Below are 19,349 nucleotides of genomic sequence, written 5' to 3' on the forward strand. Positions count from 1 at the left end.
CGAGTGATGGCAGACTGTTCGGACAGCGGAGCCTCCGGTCTTTGTGAACGGCTTGTCTTGGTCGACTGCCAGTTCTACCGGGGCTCCGCTCCTCACGTCAGGCGAATCCACAGCTCAAAGGCCCTGGACAACCCCGCCCGAGCCGTAACTTCACGGCCTTGGGGCTAGTGGTGCTTTCCGCCGCCGTTTCCCTCGCCCGCCTGGCCGTTGCCGGTCGTGTTGCGCGTGGCGCCGGGGTTGGCGTCGGGCGTGCCGTTGCCGGGGGCGCCGGTGTTTCCCGCTGCGCCGTTGCCGGTCGTCGCGGCGCCCCTGCCGGGTCTGCCCGGGCCGGCCGGCCCGCTCGGCGCGGCCGTCGCCCGCGCCAGCTGCTCGGAGCAGTACGCGGCGACCTCGTCCTTGCCGCCGGCGGCCGCGACGAGCCGCTGCCAGGCCTTCGCGTCGAGTGCTTTCCCGCGCCCTTGCACCTGTTGGTAGGCGCGGCAGCGGGCCTCGGTGTCCCGGGCGGGGGAGGGGCGGTCCGCGGGGCCGGGGCGGCCGGAGGACGACGGCGAGGCCGTACCGCCCGGCCGGTCCGGCGCGACCGCGGAGGGGTGCACGGCCCCCCGGCCGCCACCGGCACCGTCGGCGGGCGAGCCGACCGAACCGACGGCCGCGACCGCGACACCGCCCAGCGTGAGGCTGGCGAACACCACGCCGAACGTCATCCGCGCCGGTCGCCGGACTCTTCGCTCCTCGCGCGGCCGCCAGTCGTCCCGGCGCCGGGTGCGGGCCCGGTGCGCGCCCGCGCCGTGGGCGGCGGCCCGGAAGGCGGCCAGGGCGCGCTGCTCGGCCTCGGGGTCGAGGCGGTCGGTGCGGAGGGCGGCGCCCAGCACCGTTTCCAGCGTGGTGGGGTCCGGCGCGTCCGACGGGCCGGACGCGCCGGCGTCAGGGTGCCCATGCCGGCGACGGACCGGAGCTCCGTCGCCGCTCAGCCGTTCACCCATGTCCGCTTCCGTTCCTGTCCGACCGTTTCGATTCAACGGGGTGTCGGGCCCGACGCCTTCTGGCCGTCCATGGTCGCCCTCGTCGTTCATTCCGACTTCCCCAGCGTTCGGGGCGGCTCATCCGTCACACTCCCGTCCGTCTCGCCGCCGACGCCCAGCTGTCGGGCGAGACGTTTCAGGCCCCGGTGGGCGGCCGTGCGCACCGCTCCCGGGCGCTTGCCGAGGACGCGGGCGGCGGCGGGACCGTCCAGACCCACGACGACCCGCAGGAGCACCGCCTCGGCCTGGTCCCGCGGCAGCCCGCGGACCAGTTCCAGGGCCTGCTCGGTGGAGAGGGACTCCAGGGCCTGCTCATGGGTGTCGTGCGGTCCGGGCAGGTTCAGCACGTCCTGTTCGGTCCCGCCGGCCCGGGGCCGCACGCGCTGGCGGCGCAGATGGTCCAGTGCCCGGTGGCGGGCGATGGCCGCGGTCCAGCCGCGGAACCCGGCGCCGTCCCCCTTGAAACGTCCGAGGTCGCGGGCTATCTCCAGCCAGGCGTCGGAGGCCACGTCCTCCGCGTCCTCGCCGACCAGCCCGTGCAGATAGCCGAGCAGGCCCGGTTGTACGAGCCGGTAGGCCACCGCGAAAGCGGCCTCGTCGCCGTCCTGGGCCCGCGTGACCGCGGCACCCAATTCCCCGTCGTACGTCTTTGCGCGCCGGGATTGCCTTACCTGGCCCAAGACTGTCCTCGTTCGCACCGGGTTCATGGCGGGCCCGCGTCGTCCGCCGCGCTCCGGACGCAACGACGGCCCATGAGGGACAGCGTCCGCCCTCACAAAAGTGTCACATCGTCCAGTGGTCCTTCACGCCGTCGCCGCGGTCCATCGGTGCGCCAGCGGCGGTGCGCGACCGGTGCCGCCCCGGCCGGGTGACGTTTCGCGCCGGCCGTGCGCTAGGTGAGTACCGGGGTCGGTACCGCGCAGGCCGAAGGCGACCACCTGCCGGATGCCGGCACCGTCGGATCCCTCTCCGGGCCGCTGCTACTCCCCCCTGCGAGCGGCCCGGAGAGGGACGGGCGGCCGGGAGCCCGCCCACTGCACGGGCTCCCGGCCGCCCCCAGGCACCGGACCGGCGGCGAGGCCGCGGGGGGCGACGCGGTGGTGGAGCGGGAGCCGGCCGGAGGCGGGTATCGGCCCCTCTGCTCGCAGCCTGTCCGGATCGCACCGTTCCGGAGACTTCATCCGGTCCGTGCGGGCCGGGTGTAACACTTCGGGCCGAGTTCGCTCTCTCCATGCGGGCGACCGCGTCGGTCGGCCAGGACAGGGGACACGACTCGTGCGGTGGACAGACGGAAGCGGAGCGGTGTACGGCGAGGATCCGTACGGCGGCGTCGGCTACACCCATGCCTACGGCCACGAGTCCGCCTACGGCCACGAGTACGCCGAGGGCCACGAGTACGCCCATGGCCACCAGTACGCCCATGGCCGCGAGTACGGAGGAGGGGGCACGGGCGTTCCCACCGCCCCGGCCCCGCCGGCCTGGAACGGAGTACCGCCCGCGCAGACGCACCCGGCGGGGCAGACCGCGACGGCATGGGACTCCCCGCACGGTGACGTCCTCACGGCGCAGCCCCCGGAGTTCGACCAGACGCAGCCCGCGCTGTTCGACACGGCGCCGCTCCCGGTGTTCGGCATGGAGCAGGTCCCGGTATCGGACACAGCGCCGCTCCCGGTGTTCGACGCACCCGATCACCCCGTGCCGGAAGCCGACACGCCCGGGAGCGAGTCGGCGCGGCCCGTCTTCGTCGACTCCTCGGGGCGGCGCCAGCGCCGCGTGCTCCGCGCCGCCCGGCTGCTGGTGATCCCCGCCGGCGGCTATGTCGCCGTGCTGCTCAGCACGATGCTGGGCGGCCCCAGCATCAGCTCCCCGTTCGTCCCGCACGCGGACTCCCCGCACTCCGCCACGCCCACGGCGACCGCACCCGACCCCTCGTCGGGCACCGGAGACCCGGCGCGGAGCGCGAGCCCCACCGCGGCGCGGAACACCTCCGGCGCCGCGGCGCGGAAGGCCCCCGGCCCCACCGACCGGCCGACCGCCTCCGCCGGCCCTGCGGCCCCGTCCCGGCCCACGGCTGCGCCCACCACGACCGCCGCCCCCACCTCGCCCGCCACCCCCGCCCCCAAGGGGCGTGCCCGCGGCTCGTCCCACAAGCCCGTGAAGTGATCCAAGGCCCTGACGTGACCGACCGCCGCCACCGCAACGCCCCTGCCCGCCGCCACGGCCGCCCCCGCCAGATCACCCCGCGCACCCACTGGCTCCTGCTCAGCGTGCTCACGGTGACCCTGTCGACGGCCCTCCTGCTGCAGGGGTACACCCACCACATGTTCGGGATCACCTCGGACGCCGTGGCCGGTGCCCGCGGCCGGAGCGAGGCGGTCCCCCGCCAGGTGGCCCACGGCGGCCCCGTGATCGCGGACGCCGCCACCTCCGCGCACACCGCCCGGCTCAAGGACCGCACCATCGCCCTCACCTTCGACGACGGTCCCGACCCGGTCTGGACGCCGCGCATCCTGGACGTGCTGCGCCGCAACCATGTGCACGCGACGTTCTTCGTCGTCGGAACCCAGGTCGTGGCCCACCCGGAGCTGGTCCGCCGGATCGTCGCCGCGGGCCACCAGATCGGTATCCACACCTTCACCCACCCCGACCTGGCCCGCCTGGCCCCCTGGCAGCGTTCCCTGGAGCTGCGGGAGACGCAGCTGGCGGTGGCCGGCGCCGCGGGGGTCACCACCGCGCTGCTCAGGCCGCCGTACTCCTCGAAGAACGACGCGCTGGACGACGCCGACTGGTCCGTCCTCCGGCAGGCGGACACCGCGGGCTATGTCACGGCGCTCTCCACACAGGACGCGGGGGACTGGCAGCGCCCCGGTACCGGCCGCATCCTCGCCCGTGCCACACCGCACGGTCACACCGGGCAGATCGTGCTGATGCACGACGGCGGCGGCGACCGGGCCCAGACCGTCGCCGCGCTGGGCGCGCTGGTCCCACGGCTCAAGGCGCACGGCTTCCGGTTCGCGACGGTCGGCGCCTCGGTCGGTATGGCCGGTCCGGTCCGAAGCGCCGGGCTCGGCGACCACCTGCAGGGACTGGCCCTCATCAAGGTGCTGCGGGCCGGCGACCGGGTGGTGTGGCTGCTGGGCGTGCTGATGTACGCGGCCGGGGCGATCAGCGTGCTGCGCGCGGCGGTCGTGCTGATCGCGGCCCGTCGGCACCGGCGGCTGCGCAGCGGGCGCAGGGGCAGGTCCTGGGGGCCTGCGGTGACCGAACCGGTCAGCGTCATCGTCCCCGCGTACAACGAGAGCGCCGGGATCGAGGCGGCCGTGCGCTCACTGCTCGCCTCGGACCATCCGGTGGAGATCATCGTGGTGGACGACGGTTCCACCGACGGCACCGCCGACCTGGTGGAGTCGCTCCACCTGCCGGGGGTACGGGTGATCCGGCAGCAGAACGCGGGCAAGCCCGCCGCGCTCAACACGGGGCTCGCCGCCGCCTCGTGCGAGCTGGTGGTCATGGTCGACGGCGACACGGTCTTCGAACCCGACACGGTCCGCACGCTCGTGCAGCCCTTCGCCGACCCCCGGGTGGGCGCCGTCTCGGGCAACGCCAAGGTCGTCAACCGCGGTGGCCTGCTGGGCCGTTGGCAGCACATCGAGTACGTGGTCGGCTTCAACCTCGACCGCCGCCTGTTCGACCTCGCCGAGTGCATGCCGACCGTCCCGGGGGCGGTCGGCGCGTTCCGCCGCCGGGCACTGCTCGCCCTCGGTGGCGTCAGCGACGTCACCCTCGCCGAGGACACCGACCTCACCATGGCGCTGTGCCGTGCCGGCTGGCGGGTGGTCTACGAGGAGGGCGCGGTGGCCTGGACGGAGGCGCCCGCGTCACTGAACGCCCTGTGGCGGCAGCGGTACCGCTGGTGCTACGGCACCCTGCAGGCGATGTGGAAGCACCGCGGCGCGCTGGTGCAGGGCGGCCCGGCCGGCAAGCTGGGCCGCCGCGGCCTGGTCTACCTCCTCCTCTTCCAGGTCCTGCTGCCGCTGCTCGCCCCCGTCGTGGACATCTTCGCCCTCTACGGGCTGCTCTTCCTCGACCCGGTCCGGATCGTCGGACTCTGGCTGGCCTTCCTGCTGCTGCAACTCCTGATGGGCGGATACGCGTTCCGCCTGGACGGGGAACGGCCCGGTCCGCTGTGGAGCCTGCCGCTGCAGCAGTTCGTCTACCGGCAGCTGATGTACCTGGTGGTGATCCAGTCCGTCTTCACCGCCGTTTCGGGTTCCCGCCTGAGGTGGCAGCGCATGGAGCGGTACGGCAGCCTCCAGGTCCCGGCGGGCACGCAGGCGCCCGGCCATGACCTGCCTCCGCGGGGTCCCGGCTCTCCGCACCCGGCCCCGCACGACGGCTCGCCGCAGCAGGCGCCGTACGGTCCCGGCCCCCGGCCGGCGCCGCCGGAGGCCTTCCCCGAGCCGCAGCCGTACGACCCCTTCCAACATCCGGAACCGTACGGCCCCTGGCACCAGCCGGAACCGTACGGCCCCCACCGCCGGCCGGCACGCCACGACGGCCTTCCGCAGTCCCCACCCCCCAACGGCGTCCGGTAGCCGCCCCGCACGAGACATCGCAAGTGTGCCGAGCCGTACCGAGCCGTACCGAGCCGTACCGAGTCGTGCTGAGTCGTACTGAGAGGACAGTGATCCGAGCCATGAGCGGACACCGGCGCCGACCGCCGCAGCGGTCCAACGGCGGCACGCCTGCCGAGCGTGTCCGCACCACGGGTGACCGCCCCGCCCCGCACCGGCCCCCCGGACCGGCCACGTCACGCCGTGCCCGGAAAGCGGCGCCGGGGAAGAGACGGTGGAGACGGTGGATCGACTACCCGCACCGGGGCAGGACGGGCCCGCGCCGCTGGCTGCCGTCGATGCGTCAACTGCTCGCGCTCTTCCTGTTCTTCTTCGGCGCCACGGCAGCGGCCGTCGGCTATGCCTACGCCACGGTCACCATCCCCGACCCCAACCCCACGGCACTGCGGCAGAACAACGTCTACTACTGGTCGGACGGCACGGTCCTGGGGACCGACGGCAGCGTCAACCGGCAGAACATCCGGATCTCGCAGGTCCCCGCCGACGTGCGGTGGGACTTCATCGCCGCGGAGAACGCCTCCTTCTACACCGACCCGGGCATCGACCCGCAAGGCATCCTCCGTGCCGTCGTCCACATGGCCGAGGGCGGCACCGTGCAGTCCGGGTCGACGATCACGCAGCAGTTCGTCAAGAACACCTACCTGGACCAGTCGCAGACGGTCTCGCGGAAGCTCAGGGAACTGCTGATCTCCACCAAGATCGGCGCCGCCATGAGCAAGCAGCAGATCCTCCAGGGGTATCTGAACACCTGCTTCTTCGGCCGGCAGGCCAACGGCATCCAGGCCGCGGCCCGCACGTACTACGGCCTTCCGGTGCAGAAGCTCGACGCGAGCCAGGGAGCCTTCCTCGCCGCGGCGGTCAACGAGCCGAGCCTCTTCCAGCACGCGGACTCCGACCCCACGGCCAGGGCGAAGGCGAAGGCCCGCTGGTCCTGGGTGCTCGACCGGATGGTGAAGATCGGCAAGCTGACACCCGGGCAGCGGGCGCGGTACGCGGCCGCGGGATTCCCGACACCCAGGAAGTGGACCCTCGGTTCGGGTCTCCCGGGCCAGACCGGCTACCTGGTCCAGCTCGCCCGGTCGTACGCGCAGGCACACGACCCGGGCATCACCGACAGCAGCCTGAGCAGGGGCGGCTACCAGATACACACCACGTTCGACCGGAAACGGACCGCAGGACTGGCCCGGGCCGTCGCCAGGGTCCGCGCGCAACGCCTCGACCCCGCCCACCGGCCGGTCGACCGGGACGTCCAGGTCGGAGCCGCCTCGGTCGACCCCAAGACCGGCGCGATCCTCGCCGTCTACGGCGGTCCCGGCTACGCCCACGCCCACTACTCGGACAACGCCGACACCTCCGGCGTCCCGGTGGGCTCGACGTTCAAACCCTTCGTCCTGGCCGCCGCGCTCCAGCACCGAGCCGTACTGCAACCCGGCAAGCCCCCGGCGCCGATCACCCCGGCCAGCAAGTTCAACGGTGACGACGGCATCCGGATCAAGGACCGGCAGGGCGCCTACGTCACCGACGACAAGGACCCCACCGGCCTCCTGCACCAGCACAACGACACCCGCCGGCGCTGGGGCTGGATCTCGCTGCGCAAGGCGATGGAGCAGTCGGTCAACACGCCGTACGTGCAACTGGGAGAGGACGTCGGCTACCGGAACGTGGCGAGGACGGCGCAAGCCCTCGGCCTGCGCCGCAGCAGCCTCGCCGCCCCCAGCGCCGGCTTCTACATCGGTACCTCGACACCGAGCGCCATTCGCATGGCGGGCGCCTACTCGACCTTCGCCGCCTCCGGTATGCGGGCCACCCCCTACTCGGTGACCAAGGTGACCCACAACGGCTCCGCACTCCCCGGCTTCACCGCCCCCGCCCGGGTACGGGCGCTGCCGCCGGCCGTCGCCGACAACGTGACCGACGTCCTCCGGGGCGTCATCGCCCGGGGCACCGGCACCAAGGCCAGGGCCCTCGGCAGGCCGGCCGCGGGCAAGACCGGCACCACCGACGACTACCGTTCGGCCTGGTTCGTCGGCTACACCCCCCAACTGGCCACCTCCGTGGTCCTCTTCCGCGAGGACGCGGCCCATCCCCAGCTGCAGTCCCTGGTGGGCGTCGGCGGCCTGCAGAAGGTGTTCGGCGGCGACATCCCCACCGAAATCTGGACCCGGTACATGAGTGACGCCCTCGCCGGCCTCCCCGTCACCCCCTTCCCCACCGCCGCCCCCCTCGGCCACGGCACCGACGAGCCGGGCGCCCCCACCCCCTCCCCGTCCGCCACCCCCGCCAAGAAGGACGGAAAGACCGACAGGCCCGGCAGACCCGGCAAGAAGAAGGCCCCCACCCCCGCCCCCACGCCGATCGCCCCGACAACCAGCCCCAAGTGCCGCCACCACAAATGCCGCTGACCGCAAGCAAACAGCACCGACCCGGCCCCCCGTCACCGCCCGGCCGCCGCGTCGACCCCGTCATGACCTGGCGCAGCCGACCGGCGGCACCAGCCTTGCCCGGCCGCCGGTACAGCGGCCGCGCCGGACGCTGATCACGCCCACCGAGCGGACCGCGCCTCCGACCGCTCCGACCGCTCCGGCCGCGGGCGTGCGGGACGGGCGGCTTCACTGACGCCTGTGGAAGGCCGCGCAGCAGATCGGCGACGCGCTCTGGACGTCTCCCGGGGCCGTCGGGGCGTCGCCCGGGACGGCTGAGACGGAAACCGAGACGGAGAACGACGAAGGCCCCGACCGGCGAACCGGTCGGGGCCCTCATCTGCCCTGATGGGCGAGTGCGGAGGATACGAGATTCGAACTCGTGAGGGGTTGCCCCCAACACGCTTTCCAAGCGTGCGCCCTAGGCCACTAGGCGAATCCTCCGCCGCAAACAATACAAGACGTTGGGGAGTGCTCGCGAACATGATCCGGGGGAGGGGGTCGGGGGAGGGGCGGAAGCGGGGTCGGGGTGGGGGACGGGTTCGTGGGTTGGGGGTGGAATCCGCTAGGGTGGGGGCCAGCCCCTCACGTGGCGCTATCTGACTGAACTCCCCCAGGGCCGGAAGGCAGCAAGGGTAGGTCGGCTCTGGCGGGTGCGTGGGGGGCGCTTGCGTTTGCGGGGCCGGTCGATTGTCGGTGGGGCCCGATATCGTCGTAAGCGTGTCGTCCCTTGCGCTGTACCGCCGCTACCGCCCCGAGACCTTCGCCGAGGTCATCGGGCAAGAGCACGTGACCGATCCGCTGCAGCAGGCGCTGCGGAACAACCGCGTCAACCACGCGTATCTGTTCAGCGGTCCGCGCGGCTGCGGCAAGACGACCAGTGCGCGGATCCTGGCCCGGTGCCTGAACTGTGAGGAAGGTCCCACTCCGACGCCGTGCGGGACGTGCCAGTCGTGTGTGGACCTGGCCAGGAACGGGCGGGGCTCGATCGATGTGATCGAGATCGACGCGGCCTCCCACGGTGGTGTCGACGACGCGCGTGAGCTGCGGGAGAAGGCGTTCTTCGGGCCGGCCAGCAGCCGGTACAAGATCTACATCATCGACGAGGCCCACATGGTCACGTCGGCGGGCTTCAACGCGCTGCTGAAGGTCGTCGAGGAGCCGCCGGAGCATCTGAAGTTCATCTTCGCGACGACCGAGCCCGAGAAGGTCATCGGGACGATCCGGTCGCGGACCCATCACTATCCGTTCCGGCTGGTCCCGCCCGGGACGCTGCGCGAGTACCTGGGGCAGGTGTGCGGGCAGGAGGACATCCCGGTCGAGGACGGGGTGCTGCCGCTGGTCGTACGGGCCGGTGCCGGGTCCGTGCGTGACTCGATGTCGGTGATGGACCAGCTGCTCGCCGGGGCGGGCGCCGACGGTGTGACATATGCCATGGCCACGGCCCTGCTCGGGTACACCGACGGCTCGCTGCTGGACTCCATCGTGGAGGCGTTCGCCGCGGGGGACGGGGCGGCGGCGTTCGAGGTCGTGGACCGGGTCATCGAGGGCGGGAACGATCCGCGCCGGTTCGTGGCGGACCTGCTGGAGCGGTTGCGGGACCTGGTGATTCTGGCCGCGGTGCCGGATGCGGGGGAGAAGGGGCTGATCGACGCCCCCGCGGACGTCGTGGAGCGGATGACGGCGCAGGCCTCGGTGTTCGGGGCGGCGGAGCTGAGCCGGGCCGCCGACCTGGTCAACACGGGGCTGACGGAGATGCGGGGCGCGACCTCGCCGCGGCTCCAGCTGGAGCTGATCTGTGCCCGGGTGCTGCTGCCCGCGGCGTACGACGACGAGCGGTCGGTGCAGGCGCGGCTGGACCGTCTGGAGCGCGGCGCGGGCGCGGCGCTGCTGGGCGGAGCGGGTGCGGGCGGCCCCGGTGGCGTGCCCGGCGGCCCCGGGGCGGGCCTGGGGGCCGGGCCGGGGCCTGTCGTGGCGGCCGGTGGCGGGCCCGCGGCCGGATACGTACCGGGTCCGGAGGCGCATCCGCCGATGCCGGCGCCCGGCGGCCCGTCGGGGCCGGCTGCTGCGCGTGCCGCCGTACGGGGTGCGGGGGCGGCCGCCGCTCCCAGCGGCGCGCCGTCGGCGCCCGCCCCGGCTGCGGGTGGCGCCCAGGGCGGCGAGGGCGCGGCCCCGCAGGCCGGTGGGCCGGAAGGTGGTCGTGAGGGCGGCCCGGCGCGGCCCGGGGCATGGCCCGGAGGGGCGGGCCGGGGCGGTGCGGGCACGGGTGCCGGCGCCGGTCCTGGTGGCGCCGCCCCGGGTGGTGCCGCCGCCGGAGGCCCGGCGAACGGCAGTGGCCCGGCGAACGGCAGTGGCGCGGCCGACGGCGGTGCGGCCGGTGGCGGCGGTGCGGTGCGGCAGCCCGGTGGCTGGCCCACGGCCGTGGCGCCGGGGCAGGGCGGTGGCCAGGTGCCGGCGGCGCAGGCCGGCAGGGCGCCCGCGGGGCCGCCGGCCGCGAGCGGCCCGGCCGCCGGTGCGCCCGGTGGAGCGTCCGGGCCCGGACCGCAGGCCGCGGGACCGGCTCCGGGGGCGGCGCAGGGTGCCGCCCAGGTGCGGCAGATGTGGCCGGACATCCTGGAGGCGGTGAAGGACCGCCGGCGCTTCACCTGGATCCTGCTGAGCCAGAACGCCCAGGTCTCCGGCTTCGACGGCACGACCCTGCAGATCGGCTTCCCCAATGCCGGCGCCCGCGACAGCTTCGCCAACGGCGGCAGTGAGGACGTGCTGAAGGACGTCCTGGCCGAGCGGTTCCAGGTCCAGTGGCGGGTCGAGGCGATCGTCGACCCGTCCGGCGGCGCCAATCCGCCGGCCGGTGGCGCGCCCCGTAGTGGGGGCGGCGGCTTCGGCGGGGCGCCGGCGCAGCCGTCCGCACCCCAGGCACCGTCCGCGCAGGGCGGTCCGGCGGCGCCTTCGGCGTCCGGCGGGTCGTACGGCCAGGGCGGCGGCGGGGCGGCCGGTGGGCCCGGCGGCGGTGCCGGTGGGGGCGCCGGCGGTCAGGGTGCCCGGATGGCGCGCGAGGCCGTGGCCCCGTCCGCGTCCGCGGGCGGCGCCTCGCGCGCGCCCGCCGCGGAGCCCTCGTACACCCCGCCCGAGCCCCCGCCGATGTCGATCGAGTACGACATGCCGGCCGAGGACGACCCCGACCTCGTCGACTCCGCGCTCAGCGGGCACGACCTCATCGTCCGCGAGCTGGGCGCGACGGTGATCGAGGAGTTCAACAACGAGTAGCCCGGCGACGCGTGGGCCGGAAAAGGGGGCCTGGAAAAGGGGCTGGAACATGGGCCGGAGAAAGGACTTGGGGAGCGGTGCGTAGGGGGCGGTGACGGTGCGTGGCCGGGGCGGCGGGCGTACACCGGACGTACACCTGTGCTCCTTCCTGCGGCGTAGGGCGCCGGGGCGGCGGAACACGTAGGCTCGGGCTACCGCACAATCGTTGTCGTATGGCAGGAGTCACGTCGTGATCCCCGGTGGTCAGCCCAATATGCAGCAGCTGCTCCAGCAGGCCCAGAAGATGCAGCAGGACCTTGCGGCCGCCCAGCAGGAGCTGGCGGAGACGCCCGTGGAGGGTTCCTCGGGCGGCGGCCTGGTCAAGGCGACGGTGACCGGCTCCGGTGAGCTCAAGGGCCTGGTCATCGACCCCAAGGCGGTCGACACCGACTCCGCGGAGGAGACGGCCGAGACGATCGCCGACCTCGTGCTGGCGGCGGTCCGCGATGCCAACGCCAAGGCCCAGCAGCTCCAGCAGCAGAAGCTCGGTCCGCTCGCCCAGGGTCTGGGTGGCGGCGACATCCCCGGCCTCACGTTCTGAGGCGTCCCCGGTCTCCCTTTCTGAGGAGTAGCCAACTAGCGTACGCAGCACGGCAGAAGAGAGAGAAGACGTTCCGTGTATGAAGGCGTGGTCCAGGACCTGATCGACGAGCTGGGCAGGCTGCCCGGCGTCGGTCCCAAGAGCGCGCAGCGGATCGCCTTCCACATCCTTCAGGCCGAGCCGACCGATGTCCGCCGGCTCGCGAACGCGCTGATGGAGGTCAAGGCGAAGGTCCGGTTCTGCAGCGTCTGCGGCAATGTGGCGCAGGAGGAGCAGTGCCGGGTCTGCCTGGACCCGCGGCGTGATCCGGCGGTCATCTGTGTCGTGGAGGAGCCCAAGGACGTCGTGGCGATCGAGCGGACCCGGGAGTTCCGAGGCCGCTACCACGTCCTCGGTGGCGCGATCAGCCCCATCGAGGGCGTCGGCCCCGACGACCTGCGGATCAGGGAACTGCTGGCCAGGCTCGCGGACGGCACCGTCACGGAGCTGATCCTGGCCACCGACCCGAATCTGGAGGGCGAGGCCACGGCCACGTATCTGGCCCGCATGATCAAACCCATGGGTTTGAGGGTGACGCGACTGGCGAGCGGTCTGCCGGTCGGAGGCGATCTGGAGTATGCCGACGAGGTCACGCTCGGGCGGGCCTTCGAAGGGAGGAGACTTCTCGATGTCTGATGCCACGCTGCACGACGCGCGACAGAACCCGGACGACTTCGCCGTTTCGATCTCCGACTCGATCGAGAGCTTCATCGTCGCGGTCACGGAGGTCGCCAAGGGTGACGAGCCGGACAGCGCGGTGCCGTTCCTCCTCCTGGAGATCTCCCAGCTGCTGCTCGCCGGCGGCCGGCTGGGCGCGCACGAGGACATCGTTCCCGAGGAGCGCTACGAACCGGACACCGGGCCGGAGCCGGACGTGGACGAGCTGCGGGAGCGGTTCGCCGACCTGCTCGACCCGGTGGACGTGTACTCCGAGGTCTTCGACCCGTACGTACCGCGCAGCGAGCCGGTGGCCTGCCGGATCTCGGACGACCTGGCGGACATCATCACCGACCTGCGGCACGGGCTGGCGCACTACCGCGCCGGGCGGATCGTCGAGGCGCTGTGGTGGTGGCAGTTCTCCTACCTGACCAACTGGGGCCCGACCGCCTCGGCCGCCCTGCGGGCGCTGCAGTCCCTGGTCGCCCACGTACGCCTGGACCAGCCGCTGGACGAGCTGGACGGGCTGGACACCGACAGCGGTGTCAACGGCGACGGTGACGAGGAGCGGCTCGCGGAAGAGGCCGGGAAGGTCATGGCGGCGGAGATCGCCGGACCGCTGGGGCTGCGGGAGCTTCGCGGTACCTGAGAGCCGCGGGAGACCGGACCGCCGGGCCGGCGGCTGTGACCTGGGTTACCTTTCCGTGTGTACCGGCCCGTAGCGGGCAGGTGCTCGCCGAGCGGGCGCGACGGTGCGCCACGCGGAACCGACCGGCGGGACATTGATCACGCGGTGGGCCGGACGTCTTTCGGGCGTGCGGCACGTACGGTCCTCTCACGGAACCGTCTCACCATGTGATAACGGCAGGGCGGACTCCGCTTGCTCGTTAGACTGAGCCGACCGCAGTACCCCCATGTCCGGGGGTCCGGGAGGAAACTCCCGAAGAGACAGTTGCGAGGAGCGCACGTGGGCCTTGTCGTGCAGAAGTACGGCGGCTCATCCGTTGCGGATGCCGAGGGCATCAAGCGCGTTGCCAAGCGAATCGTCGAGGCCAAGAAGAACGGCAACCAGGTTGTCGTGGTGGTTTCGGCGATGGGCGACACGACGGACGAGCTGATCGATCTCGCGCAGGAAGTGTCCCCGATCCCGTCGGGGCGCGAGTTCGACATGCTGCTGACCGCCGGAGAGCGGATCTCCATGGCCCTGCTGGCGATGGCGATCAAAAACCTCGGTCACGAGGCGCAGTCCTTCACCGGTAGCCAGGCCGGTGTCATCACCGACTCCGTGCACAACAAGGCGCGGATCATCGATGTCACCCCGGGCCGTATCCAGGCCTCCATCGACGAGGGCAACATCGCCATCGTCGCCGGCTTCCAGGGCGTGTCCCAGGACAAGAAGGACATCACCACGCTGGGGCGCGGTGGCTCGGACACCACCGCGGTGGCGCTGGCCGCCGCGCTGAACGCCGACGTCTGTGAGATCTACACCGATGTGGACGGCGTCTTCACCGCCGACCCGCGGGTCGTCAAGAAGGCCCGGAAGATCGACTGGATCTCCTTCGAGGACATGCTGGAGCTCGCCAGCTCCGGCTCCAAGGTGCTGCTGCACCGGTGCGTCGAGTACGCACGCCGTTACAACATCCCGATCCACGTCCGCTCGTCCTTCTCCGGGCTGCAGGGCACGTGGGTCAGCAACGAACCGCAAGGGGACCAGCCGATGGAGCAGGCAATCATCTCGGGCGTCGCGCACGACACCTCCGAGGCGAAGGTCACGGTCGTCGGAGTCCCGGACAAGCCGGGCGAGGCCGCGCGCATCTTCCGTGCGATCGCGGACTCCGAGGTCAACATCGACATGGTCGTGCAGAACGTGTCCGCCGCCTCGACCGGTCTGACCGACATCTCCTTCACCCTCCCCAAGGCCGAGGGCCGCAAGGCCGTGGCCGCCCTGGAGAAGACCCGGGCCGCGGTCGGTTTCGACTCGCTGCGCTACGACGACCAGATCGCCAAGATCTCGCTGGTCGGCGCGGGCATGAAGACCAACCCGGGCGTCACCGCGACGTTCTTCGAGGCACTGTCGAACGCCGACGTGAACATCGAGCTCATCTCGACCTCCGAGATCCGCATCTCGGTCGTCACCCGCGCCGATGACGTCAACGAGGCCGTGCGCGCCGTGCACACCGCCTTCGGGCTCGACTCGGAGAGCGACGAGGCCGTGGTCTATGGCGGCACCGGTCGATGATTCCGGCCGAAGCGGGCCGTCCGTCCCTCGCTGACACGGCGGGGGCGGACGCCCGCACGGCCCGTGAGCCGGCCCGCAAGCCGGATCTCGCCGTCGTCGGTGCCACCGGTGCCGTCGGCTCGGTCCTGCTCGGCATCCTGTCCGAGAGGGCCGACGTCTGGGGCGAGATCCGGCTGATCGCGTCTCCGCGCTCGGCCGGCCGCAAACTGACCGTACGGGGCGCCGAGGTCGAGGTCGTCGCGCTCAGCGAAGAGGCCTTCGACGGGATCGACGTCGCGATGTTCGACGTCCCGGACGAGGTCGCCGCGCAGTGGGCGCCGGTCGCGGTGGCCAAGGGCGCGGTGGTGATCGACTCCTCGCGGGCGTTCCGGCGGGACCCGGACGTGCCGCTGGTCGTCCCCGAGATCAACGCGCACACGGCCCGGGTGCGCCCGCGCGGCATTCTCGCCGGCCCCGGCTGCACCACCCTCGCGATGATCGTCGCGCTCGGTGCGCTGCACGCCGAGTACGGCCTGAGCGAGCTGATCGTCTCCTCGTACCACGCCGCCTCCGCAGCCGGACGGGCCGGCACCGAGACGCTGCGGGCCCAGCTGTCCGCGGTGGCCGGTACGGACCTGGGAGCCACGCCCGGTGACGTACGGCGGGCCGTCGGCGACACCCTGGGGCCGTTCCCGGCGCCGCTCGCGCTCAACGTGGTGCCCTGGACCGGCACGCTCCAGGAGGACGGCTGGTCCTCGGAGGAGCTCGACGTCCGTCACGAGTCCCGCAAGGTCCTCGGCCTGCCGGACCTGCCGGTCGCCGCGACCTGCGTGCGGGTGCCGGTGCTCACGACCCACTCGCTGACCGTCCACGCCCGTTTCGAGAACGAGGTCACGGTCGCCGGCGCCCACGAGATCCTGGCCGCGGCCCCCGGCGTCGTGCTGTGCGACGCCCCCGAGGACGACGAGTACCCCACCCCGTCCGACGTCGTCGGCACGGACCCCACCTGGGTCGGACGCGTACGGCGCTCGCTGGACGATCCGCGGGCGCTGGAGCTGTTCGTGTGCGGCGACAACCTCCGCAAGGGCGCGGCCCTGAACACGGCCCAGATCGGGGAGTTGGTCGCGGGGGAGCTGCGGGGGGCCCGGGGGTAGGGGCCCTTGGGGGCCGTGTGGGGGTAGGCAGGAGGGGGCAGGGGAGATAGGAGCTCCTGTGCCTTTGCGTGAGGGCTTGGGGCCGGTGGGTTGGGGCTCGGGCCGGTAGGGGTTGTTGCCCGTTTCTGTGAGGCGTGAGTTGGCGGGATTGGCCGTGGTGGGTCGGCCGCCTGGGGGATACTTTGAGGGACGTGTGAAGATCCTGTGAGCGAATCGCTGGTCCGTGCCTCTTGATCTGGGCTGACGATCTGTTCGACCATTCGCTCCCCGCCACACTGCAACCGGCAGTTCGGCGGGGAGCGTCTCTGTGGCCATCCCCGGGGAGGGGCGGCCCGGGGCGCCTGCGGGTCTGCACGCGTGAGCCCTCGGATGTCGGGGCGAACGCATCGGAAAATATGGGGCATTCGGGAAGAGCTGGTACGCATGAGGGCATTTGATGCATCGTCAAAAGCGGTGCCTTGCGCGTACAACCCTTATGGGGGGAAGCGTGTCCAACAAGCGTGGCAGAGGTACTCGGTTTCACCATCGCCCCGGCGGGCACGGCAGGCGCGGCAGTGCGTCCGCAGCGGCCCCGTGCAGTCGGGGGCATGCCAGTGATCGCCCCCTGGCCCACCACGCGTCCCGCGCAGATTCCTTCTCAGCGTGGGGACACTGACGACGCGATGGCCGTGGGCACCACAGTCGACCACCTCACCGAGACCTACCGCGCGCACTACCGCTCCCTGCTCGGTCTCGCCGCGCTGCTCCTCGACGACACCGCCTCCTGCGAGGACGTCGTACAGGAAGCCTTCATCCGGGTGCACTCCGCTCGCGGCCGGGTGCGCGAGCCGGAGAAGACCCTCGCCTATCTCCGGCAGACGGTCGTCAACCTCTCGCGCTCCGCACTGCGCCGCCGCATCCTCGGCCTCAAGCTGCTCTCCAAGCCGATGCCCGACATGGCCAGCGCGGAGGAGGGCGCGTACGACCTGCTGGAACGGGACCAGCTGATCAAGGCGATGCGCGGGCTGCAGCGGCGCCAGCGCGAGGTGCTGGTGCTGCGCTATTTCGCCGATATGACCGAGGCGCAGGTGGCCCAGACGCTGGGCATATCGCTCGGCTCGGTCAAGGCGTACGGGTCGCGGGGCATCGCGGCGCTCCGCGTCGCGATGGAGGCTCCGGCATGAGTGGCAACAGGTTCGGCCGGTACGGGCCGTGGGGCGCGGGGTCTTCGGGGGGCGCGGCTGGGTCGTTGGGTTCGGTTGGTTCGGTTGGTTCTGTGGGTTCGGTTGGTTCTGTTGGGCCGGCTGGGTCGTTGGGGTCGATTGGTTCGGTCGGGCCGGTTGGGGCGCTGGGTTCGACTGGTTCGGTCGGGTCGGTCGGTTCGGCTGGTCCTGATGGTGGGCTCGGTGGCGCTACAGGGCCGGCTGGTCCGGTGGGCCCGTCGGGCTTCGGGGGGCGTGGCGTGCCCGGGCGGCGCGCGGTTCCGGGCTGGGCTGCGGGGCGTGCCGGTGTGGACGAGACCGCGTACCGCATGCGCGGCGCATCGGGCCATGGGCCGCAGGGGCTCTACCTCCTACGCGAGGCACACGACGGCGGTCAGGGGCGTGGGCAGGCTCGCGGTCACGGCGGCTACCCCGGCCACGAGGGCCGGGGGTGCCACGAGGACCGTGAGGGCCGCGAGGGCCATGAGGGTCGTGAGGGCCGCGAGGGCCTTGAGGGTCGTGCGAGCTGCGCGAGCCGTGAGAGTGGCGAGGCCTGCGAGAGCGGTGAAACCCGCGGGGGCCGTGAAGCCGGCGAGAGTGTTGAAACCCGCGAGAGTCGTGGAACCTCCGAGCGCCGTGGGACCCGCGAGGGCCGTGGGACCCGCGTGAGTCATGAGTACGACCGGGGGGTGAGTGATCGCGAGACGCGGGCCCGGGGTGCTGAGGCCGGTGAGACGTGCTCCTCTGGGGACGAACCCGACGGGATGCGCTCCCGTGGGAGCGACCGCGACAACGATGCCCATAACGGCGGAGCATTCGGCGGCTCCGACGCCACGGAGCCGGGTCCTGCCTCCGCGGGTCCTGCCTCCGCGCGGTCTGTCTCTGCCGGTCTGGTCTCTGCCGGTCCTGTCTCAGCCGGCCCTGTCCCGGCCGGTCCTGCCTCCGGGGGCAGTGGTGACGACGGTGACGGTGACGACCACGGCCGTAGCCGTCCCACCGGCGGTGGGTTCGGTGGCGGCTTCGGCGACGAGGACGAGCTGAGGCGCCTCCTGCAGTCCAGCGTCGGCGGCCTCGAACCGTCCCCGGACGCCCTGGAACACCTGCGCCGCGCCGTACCGGCCCGCCGCCAGCGCCGTCGGCACGCGGTCGTCGGCGCGGCAGCCACACTCCTGCTCGGCGGCATGTCGATCCCCGCCATGCTCCACGTCGCGAACCTCGCCGACGGCTCCCCCGACCGGCCCGCCAACGCCGCGAGCAGCCAGCGCGCCCACGACACCGGAGGGGGGACGCACGGCGAGGGCACCGAGGAGGCCGGGCCGCGCCCGACCGGCAAGGACGGCGCCAAGCCGGGCGGCGGACACCCCGCGGGCAAGGGCAAGACGAACGAGAAGAACGGCGCCGGCCACGGCCCGGGCGTGGGAACACCCGCCCCGGACGAGACCATGGACGTCACCTCGCCCGTCTGCGGGCGCGAACAGCTCGGTCAGGGAACGAGCACGGTCGGCCCGGCGGACGCCGAGGGCCGCGTCTACGGCGCGTTCCGCGTGGTCAACACGTCCGCCACCCCCTGTTCCGTCCAGGGCGGCGGAACCGTCGTGGTGGCTTCCGCGCAGGGCTCCACGAATCCCGATCACATCCACGTGGTCGACCACACCTCGGGTGACGAGGCCACCGGTCTGCCCGATCCGGCCATCACCCCTGACCAGCTGGTTCTGAAGCCGGGCGAGGCGTACGAGGTGAAGTTCGCCTGGATCCCGCAGGCCGGCGGCGGCCCCACCGGGTGCGCCAATCCGGGGCCCTCGCCGACTCCCGACCCCTCCAAGGACCCGGGGCAGTCCCCGGACGCGGGGGCGACGACGGGAACTGACAGCGGCGGCCAGGCGGGTGGCGACGACAGTTCCGGCGGCGACAGCGGTGGTGCCGTGTCCGGAGGGATCGTTCTCAGCCACACGCCGGAGGCCGGCGAGCCCGCCGCAACCGACGCCAAGATCGCCGACGCCTGCGCCGGAACGGTCTACCGCACGGAGGCGGTGGCGGCCCAGTAGGTGGGCGTGGGTGTAGGCGTACGTGTAGGTGCGGAAGCGCTGGGCTGTGGGGCGGGCGCTGGGGCTGGGCCTAGGGCTGGGGCCGTGGGCTCCACGGGCCTGCGATGAGCCGCGGCCCGTACTCCCGCGGTC

The 19,349-nt window shown here is 72.7% G+C and carries 14 protein-coding genes, 1 tRNA gene and 1 other RNA gene; 12 read left to right on the plus strand and 4 right to left on the minus strand.

The features are described from left to right. Positions 1 to 164: 164 nt before the first annotated feature. Together AB0G35_RS29995 and AB0G35_RS30000 are read right to left on the minus strand one after the other, a co-directional pair. Positions 165 to 983, minus strand: coding sequence for a hypothetical protein (locus AB0G35_RS29995; protein ID WP_360955997.1), 819 nt, complete (start codon positions 981 to 983; stop codon positions 165 to 167). Between the two features lie 86 nt (positions 984 to 1,069). Then, the gene (locus tag AB0G35_RS30000; RefSeq protein ID WP_360955999.1) at positions 1,070 to 1,702 is read right to left on the minus strand and encodes an RNA polymerase sigma factor; all 633 of its coding nucleotides are present in this window, start codon (positions 1,700 to 1,702) and stop codon (positions 1,070 to 1,072) included. Between the two features lie 622 nt (positions 1,703 to 2,324). Between AB0G35_RS30000 and AB0G35_RS30005 the strand changes: the two genes are divergently transcribed. The 3 genes from AB0G35_RS30005 (at position 2,325) to AB0G35_RS30015 (ending at position 8,058) form a co-directional block, all read left to right on the plus strand. Continuing rightward, positions 2,325 to 3,185 carry a hypothetical protein gene (locus AB0G35_RS30005; protein WP_360956001.1) on the plus strand — a complete coding sequence of 287 codons (861 nt, stop codon included), beginning with the start codon at positions 2,325 to 2,327 and terminating at the stop codon, positions 3,183 to 3,185. 14 nt (positions 3,186 to 3,199) lie between these two features. Beyond that, a complete protein-coding gene (locus AB0G35_RS30010; RefSeq protein WP_360956003.1) occupies positions 3,200 to 5,617 on the plus strand; it encodes a glycosyltransferase in 2,418 nt (805 codons plus the stop codon). Positions 5,618 to 5,934: 317 nt separating this feature from the next. Then, positions 5,935 to 8,058: a transglycosylase domain-containing protein gene (locus AB0G35_RS30015; protein WP_360956005.1), complete on the plus strand. Its 2,124-nt coding sequence runs from the start codon at positions 5,935 to 5,937 to the stop codon at positions 8,056 to 8,058. Between the two features lie 377 nt (positions 8,059 to 8,435). Here AB0G35_RS30015 and AB0G35_RS30020 read toward each other — a convergent pair. Next, positions 8,436 to 8,520 (minus strand) — tRNA-Ser (locus AB0G35_RS30020). A 132-nt stretch (positions 8,521 to 8,652) separates the two neighbouring features. Between AB0G35_RS30020 and ffs the strand changes: the two genes are divergently transcribed. The 8 genes from ffs (at position 8,653) to AB0G35_RS30060 (ending at position 17,154) form a co-directional block, all read left to right on the plus strand. Then, positions 8,653 to 8,751: signal recognition particle sRNA small type (gene ffs / locus AB0G35_RS30025), an RNA gene on the plus strand. A 45-nt stretch (positions 8,752 to 8,796) separates the two neighbouring features. Further along, entirely contained in the window at positions 8,797 to 11,343 is a 2,547-nt protein-coding gene (locus tag AB0G35_RS30030; protein ID WP_360956007.1) for a DNA polymerase III subunit gamma and tau, read from the plus strand. Between the two features lie 229 nt (positions 11,344 to 11,572). Continuing rightward, positions 11,573 to 11,923, plus strand: coding sequence for a YbaB/EbfC family nucleoid-associated protein (locus tag AB0G35_RS30035; RefSeq protein ID WP_360956009.1), 351 nt, complete (start codon positions 11,573 to 11,575; stop codon positions 11,921 to 11,923). A 75-nt stretch (positions 11,924 to 11,998) separates the two neighbouring features. After that, the gene (recR, locus tag AB0G35_RS30040; RefSeq protein ID WP_006604196.1) at positions 11,999 to 12,598 is read left to right on the plus strand and encodes a recombination mediator RecR; all 600 of its coding nucleotides are present in this window, start codon (positions 11,999 to 12,001) and stop codon (positions 12,596 to 12,598) included. Then, positions 12,591 to 13,268, plus strand: coding sequence for a DUF5063 domain-containing protein (locus AB0G35_RS30045; RefSeq protein ID WP_360956011.1), 678 nt, complete (start codon positions 12,591 to 12,593; stop codon positions 13,266 to 13,268). Before recR ends, AB0G35_RS30045 begins: the two co-directional genes overlap by 8 nt. Positions 13,269 to 13,586: 318 nt before the next feature. After that, positions 13,587 to 14,858 carry an aspartate kinase gene (locus AB0G35_RS30050; RefSeq protein WP_030813352.1) on the plus strand — a complete coding sequence of 424 codons (1,272 nt, stop codon included), beginning with the start codon at positions 13,587 to 13,589 and terminating at the stop codon, positions 14,856 to 14,858. Then, the gene (locus AB0G35_RS30055; protein ID WP_360956014.1) at positions 14,855 to 15,991 is read left to right on the plus strand and encodes an aspartate-semialdehyde dehydrogenase; all 1,137 of its coding nucleotides are present in this window, start codon (positions 14,855 to 14,857) and stop codon (positions 15,989 to 15,991) included. Before AB0G35_RS30050 ends, AB0G35_RS30055 begins: the two co-directional genes overlap by 4 nt. A gap of 587 nt (positions 15,992 to 16,578) precedes the next feature. Then, the gene (locus AB0G35_RS30060; RefSeq protein ID WP_360956016.1) at positions 16,579 to 17,154 is read left to right on the plus strand and encodes a SigE family RNA polymerase sigma factor; all 576 of its coding nucleotides are present in this window, start codon (positions 16,579 to 16,581) and stop codon (positions 17,152 to 17,154) included. Between the two features lie 929 nt (positions 17,155 to 18,083). Here the strand turns inward: AB0G35_RS30060 and AB0G35_RS30065 are convergent. After that, entirely contained in the window at positions 18,084 to 18,377 is a 294-nt protein-coding gene (locus AB0G35_RS30065; RefSeq protein WP_360956018.1) for a hypothetical protein, read from the minus strand. Here AB0G35_RS30065 and AB0G35_RS30070 point away from each other — a divergent pair. Continuing rightward, positions 18,369 to 19,217, plus strand: a complete 849-nt coding sequence (locus tag AB0G35_RS30070; RefSeq protein WP_360956020.1) for a hypothetical protein — start codon at positions 18,369 to 18,371, stop codon at positions 19,215 to 19,217. The genes AB0G35_RS30065 and AB0G35_RS30070 overlap by 9 nt on opposite strands. Positions 19,218 to 19,349 lie beyond the last annotated feature (132 nt).

The organism is Streptomyces sp. NPDC021749 (genome assembly GCF_040640655.1).
GTDB lineage: Bacteria > Actinomycetota > Actinomycetes > Streptomycetales > Streptomycetaceae > Streptomyces.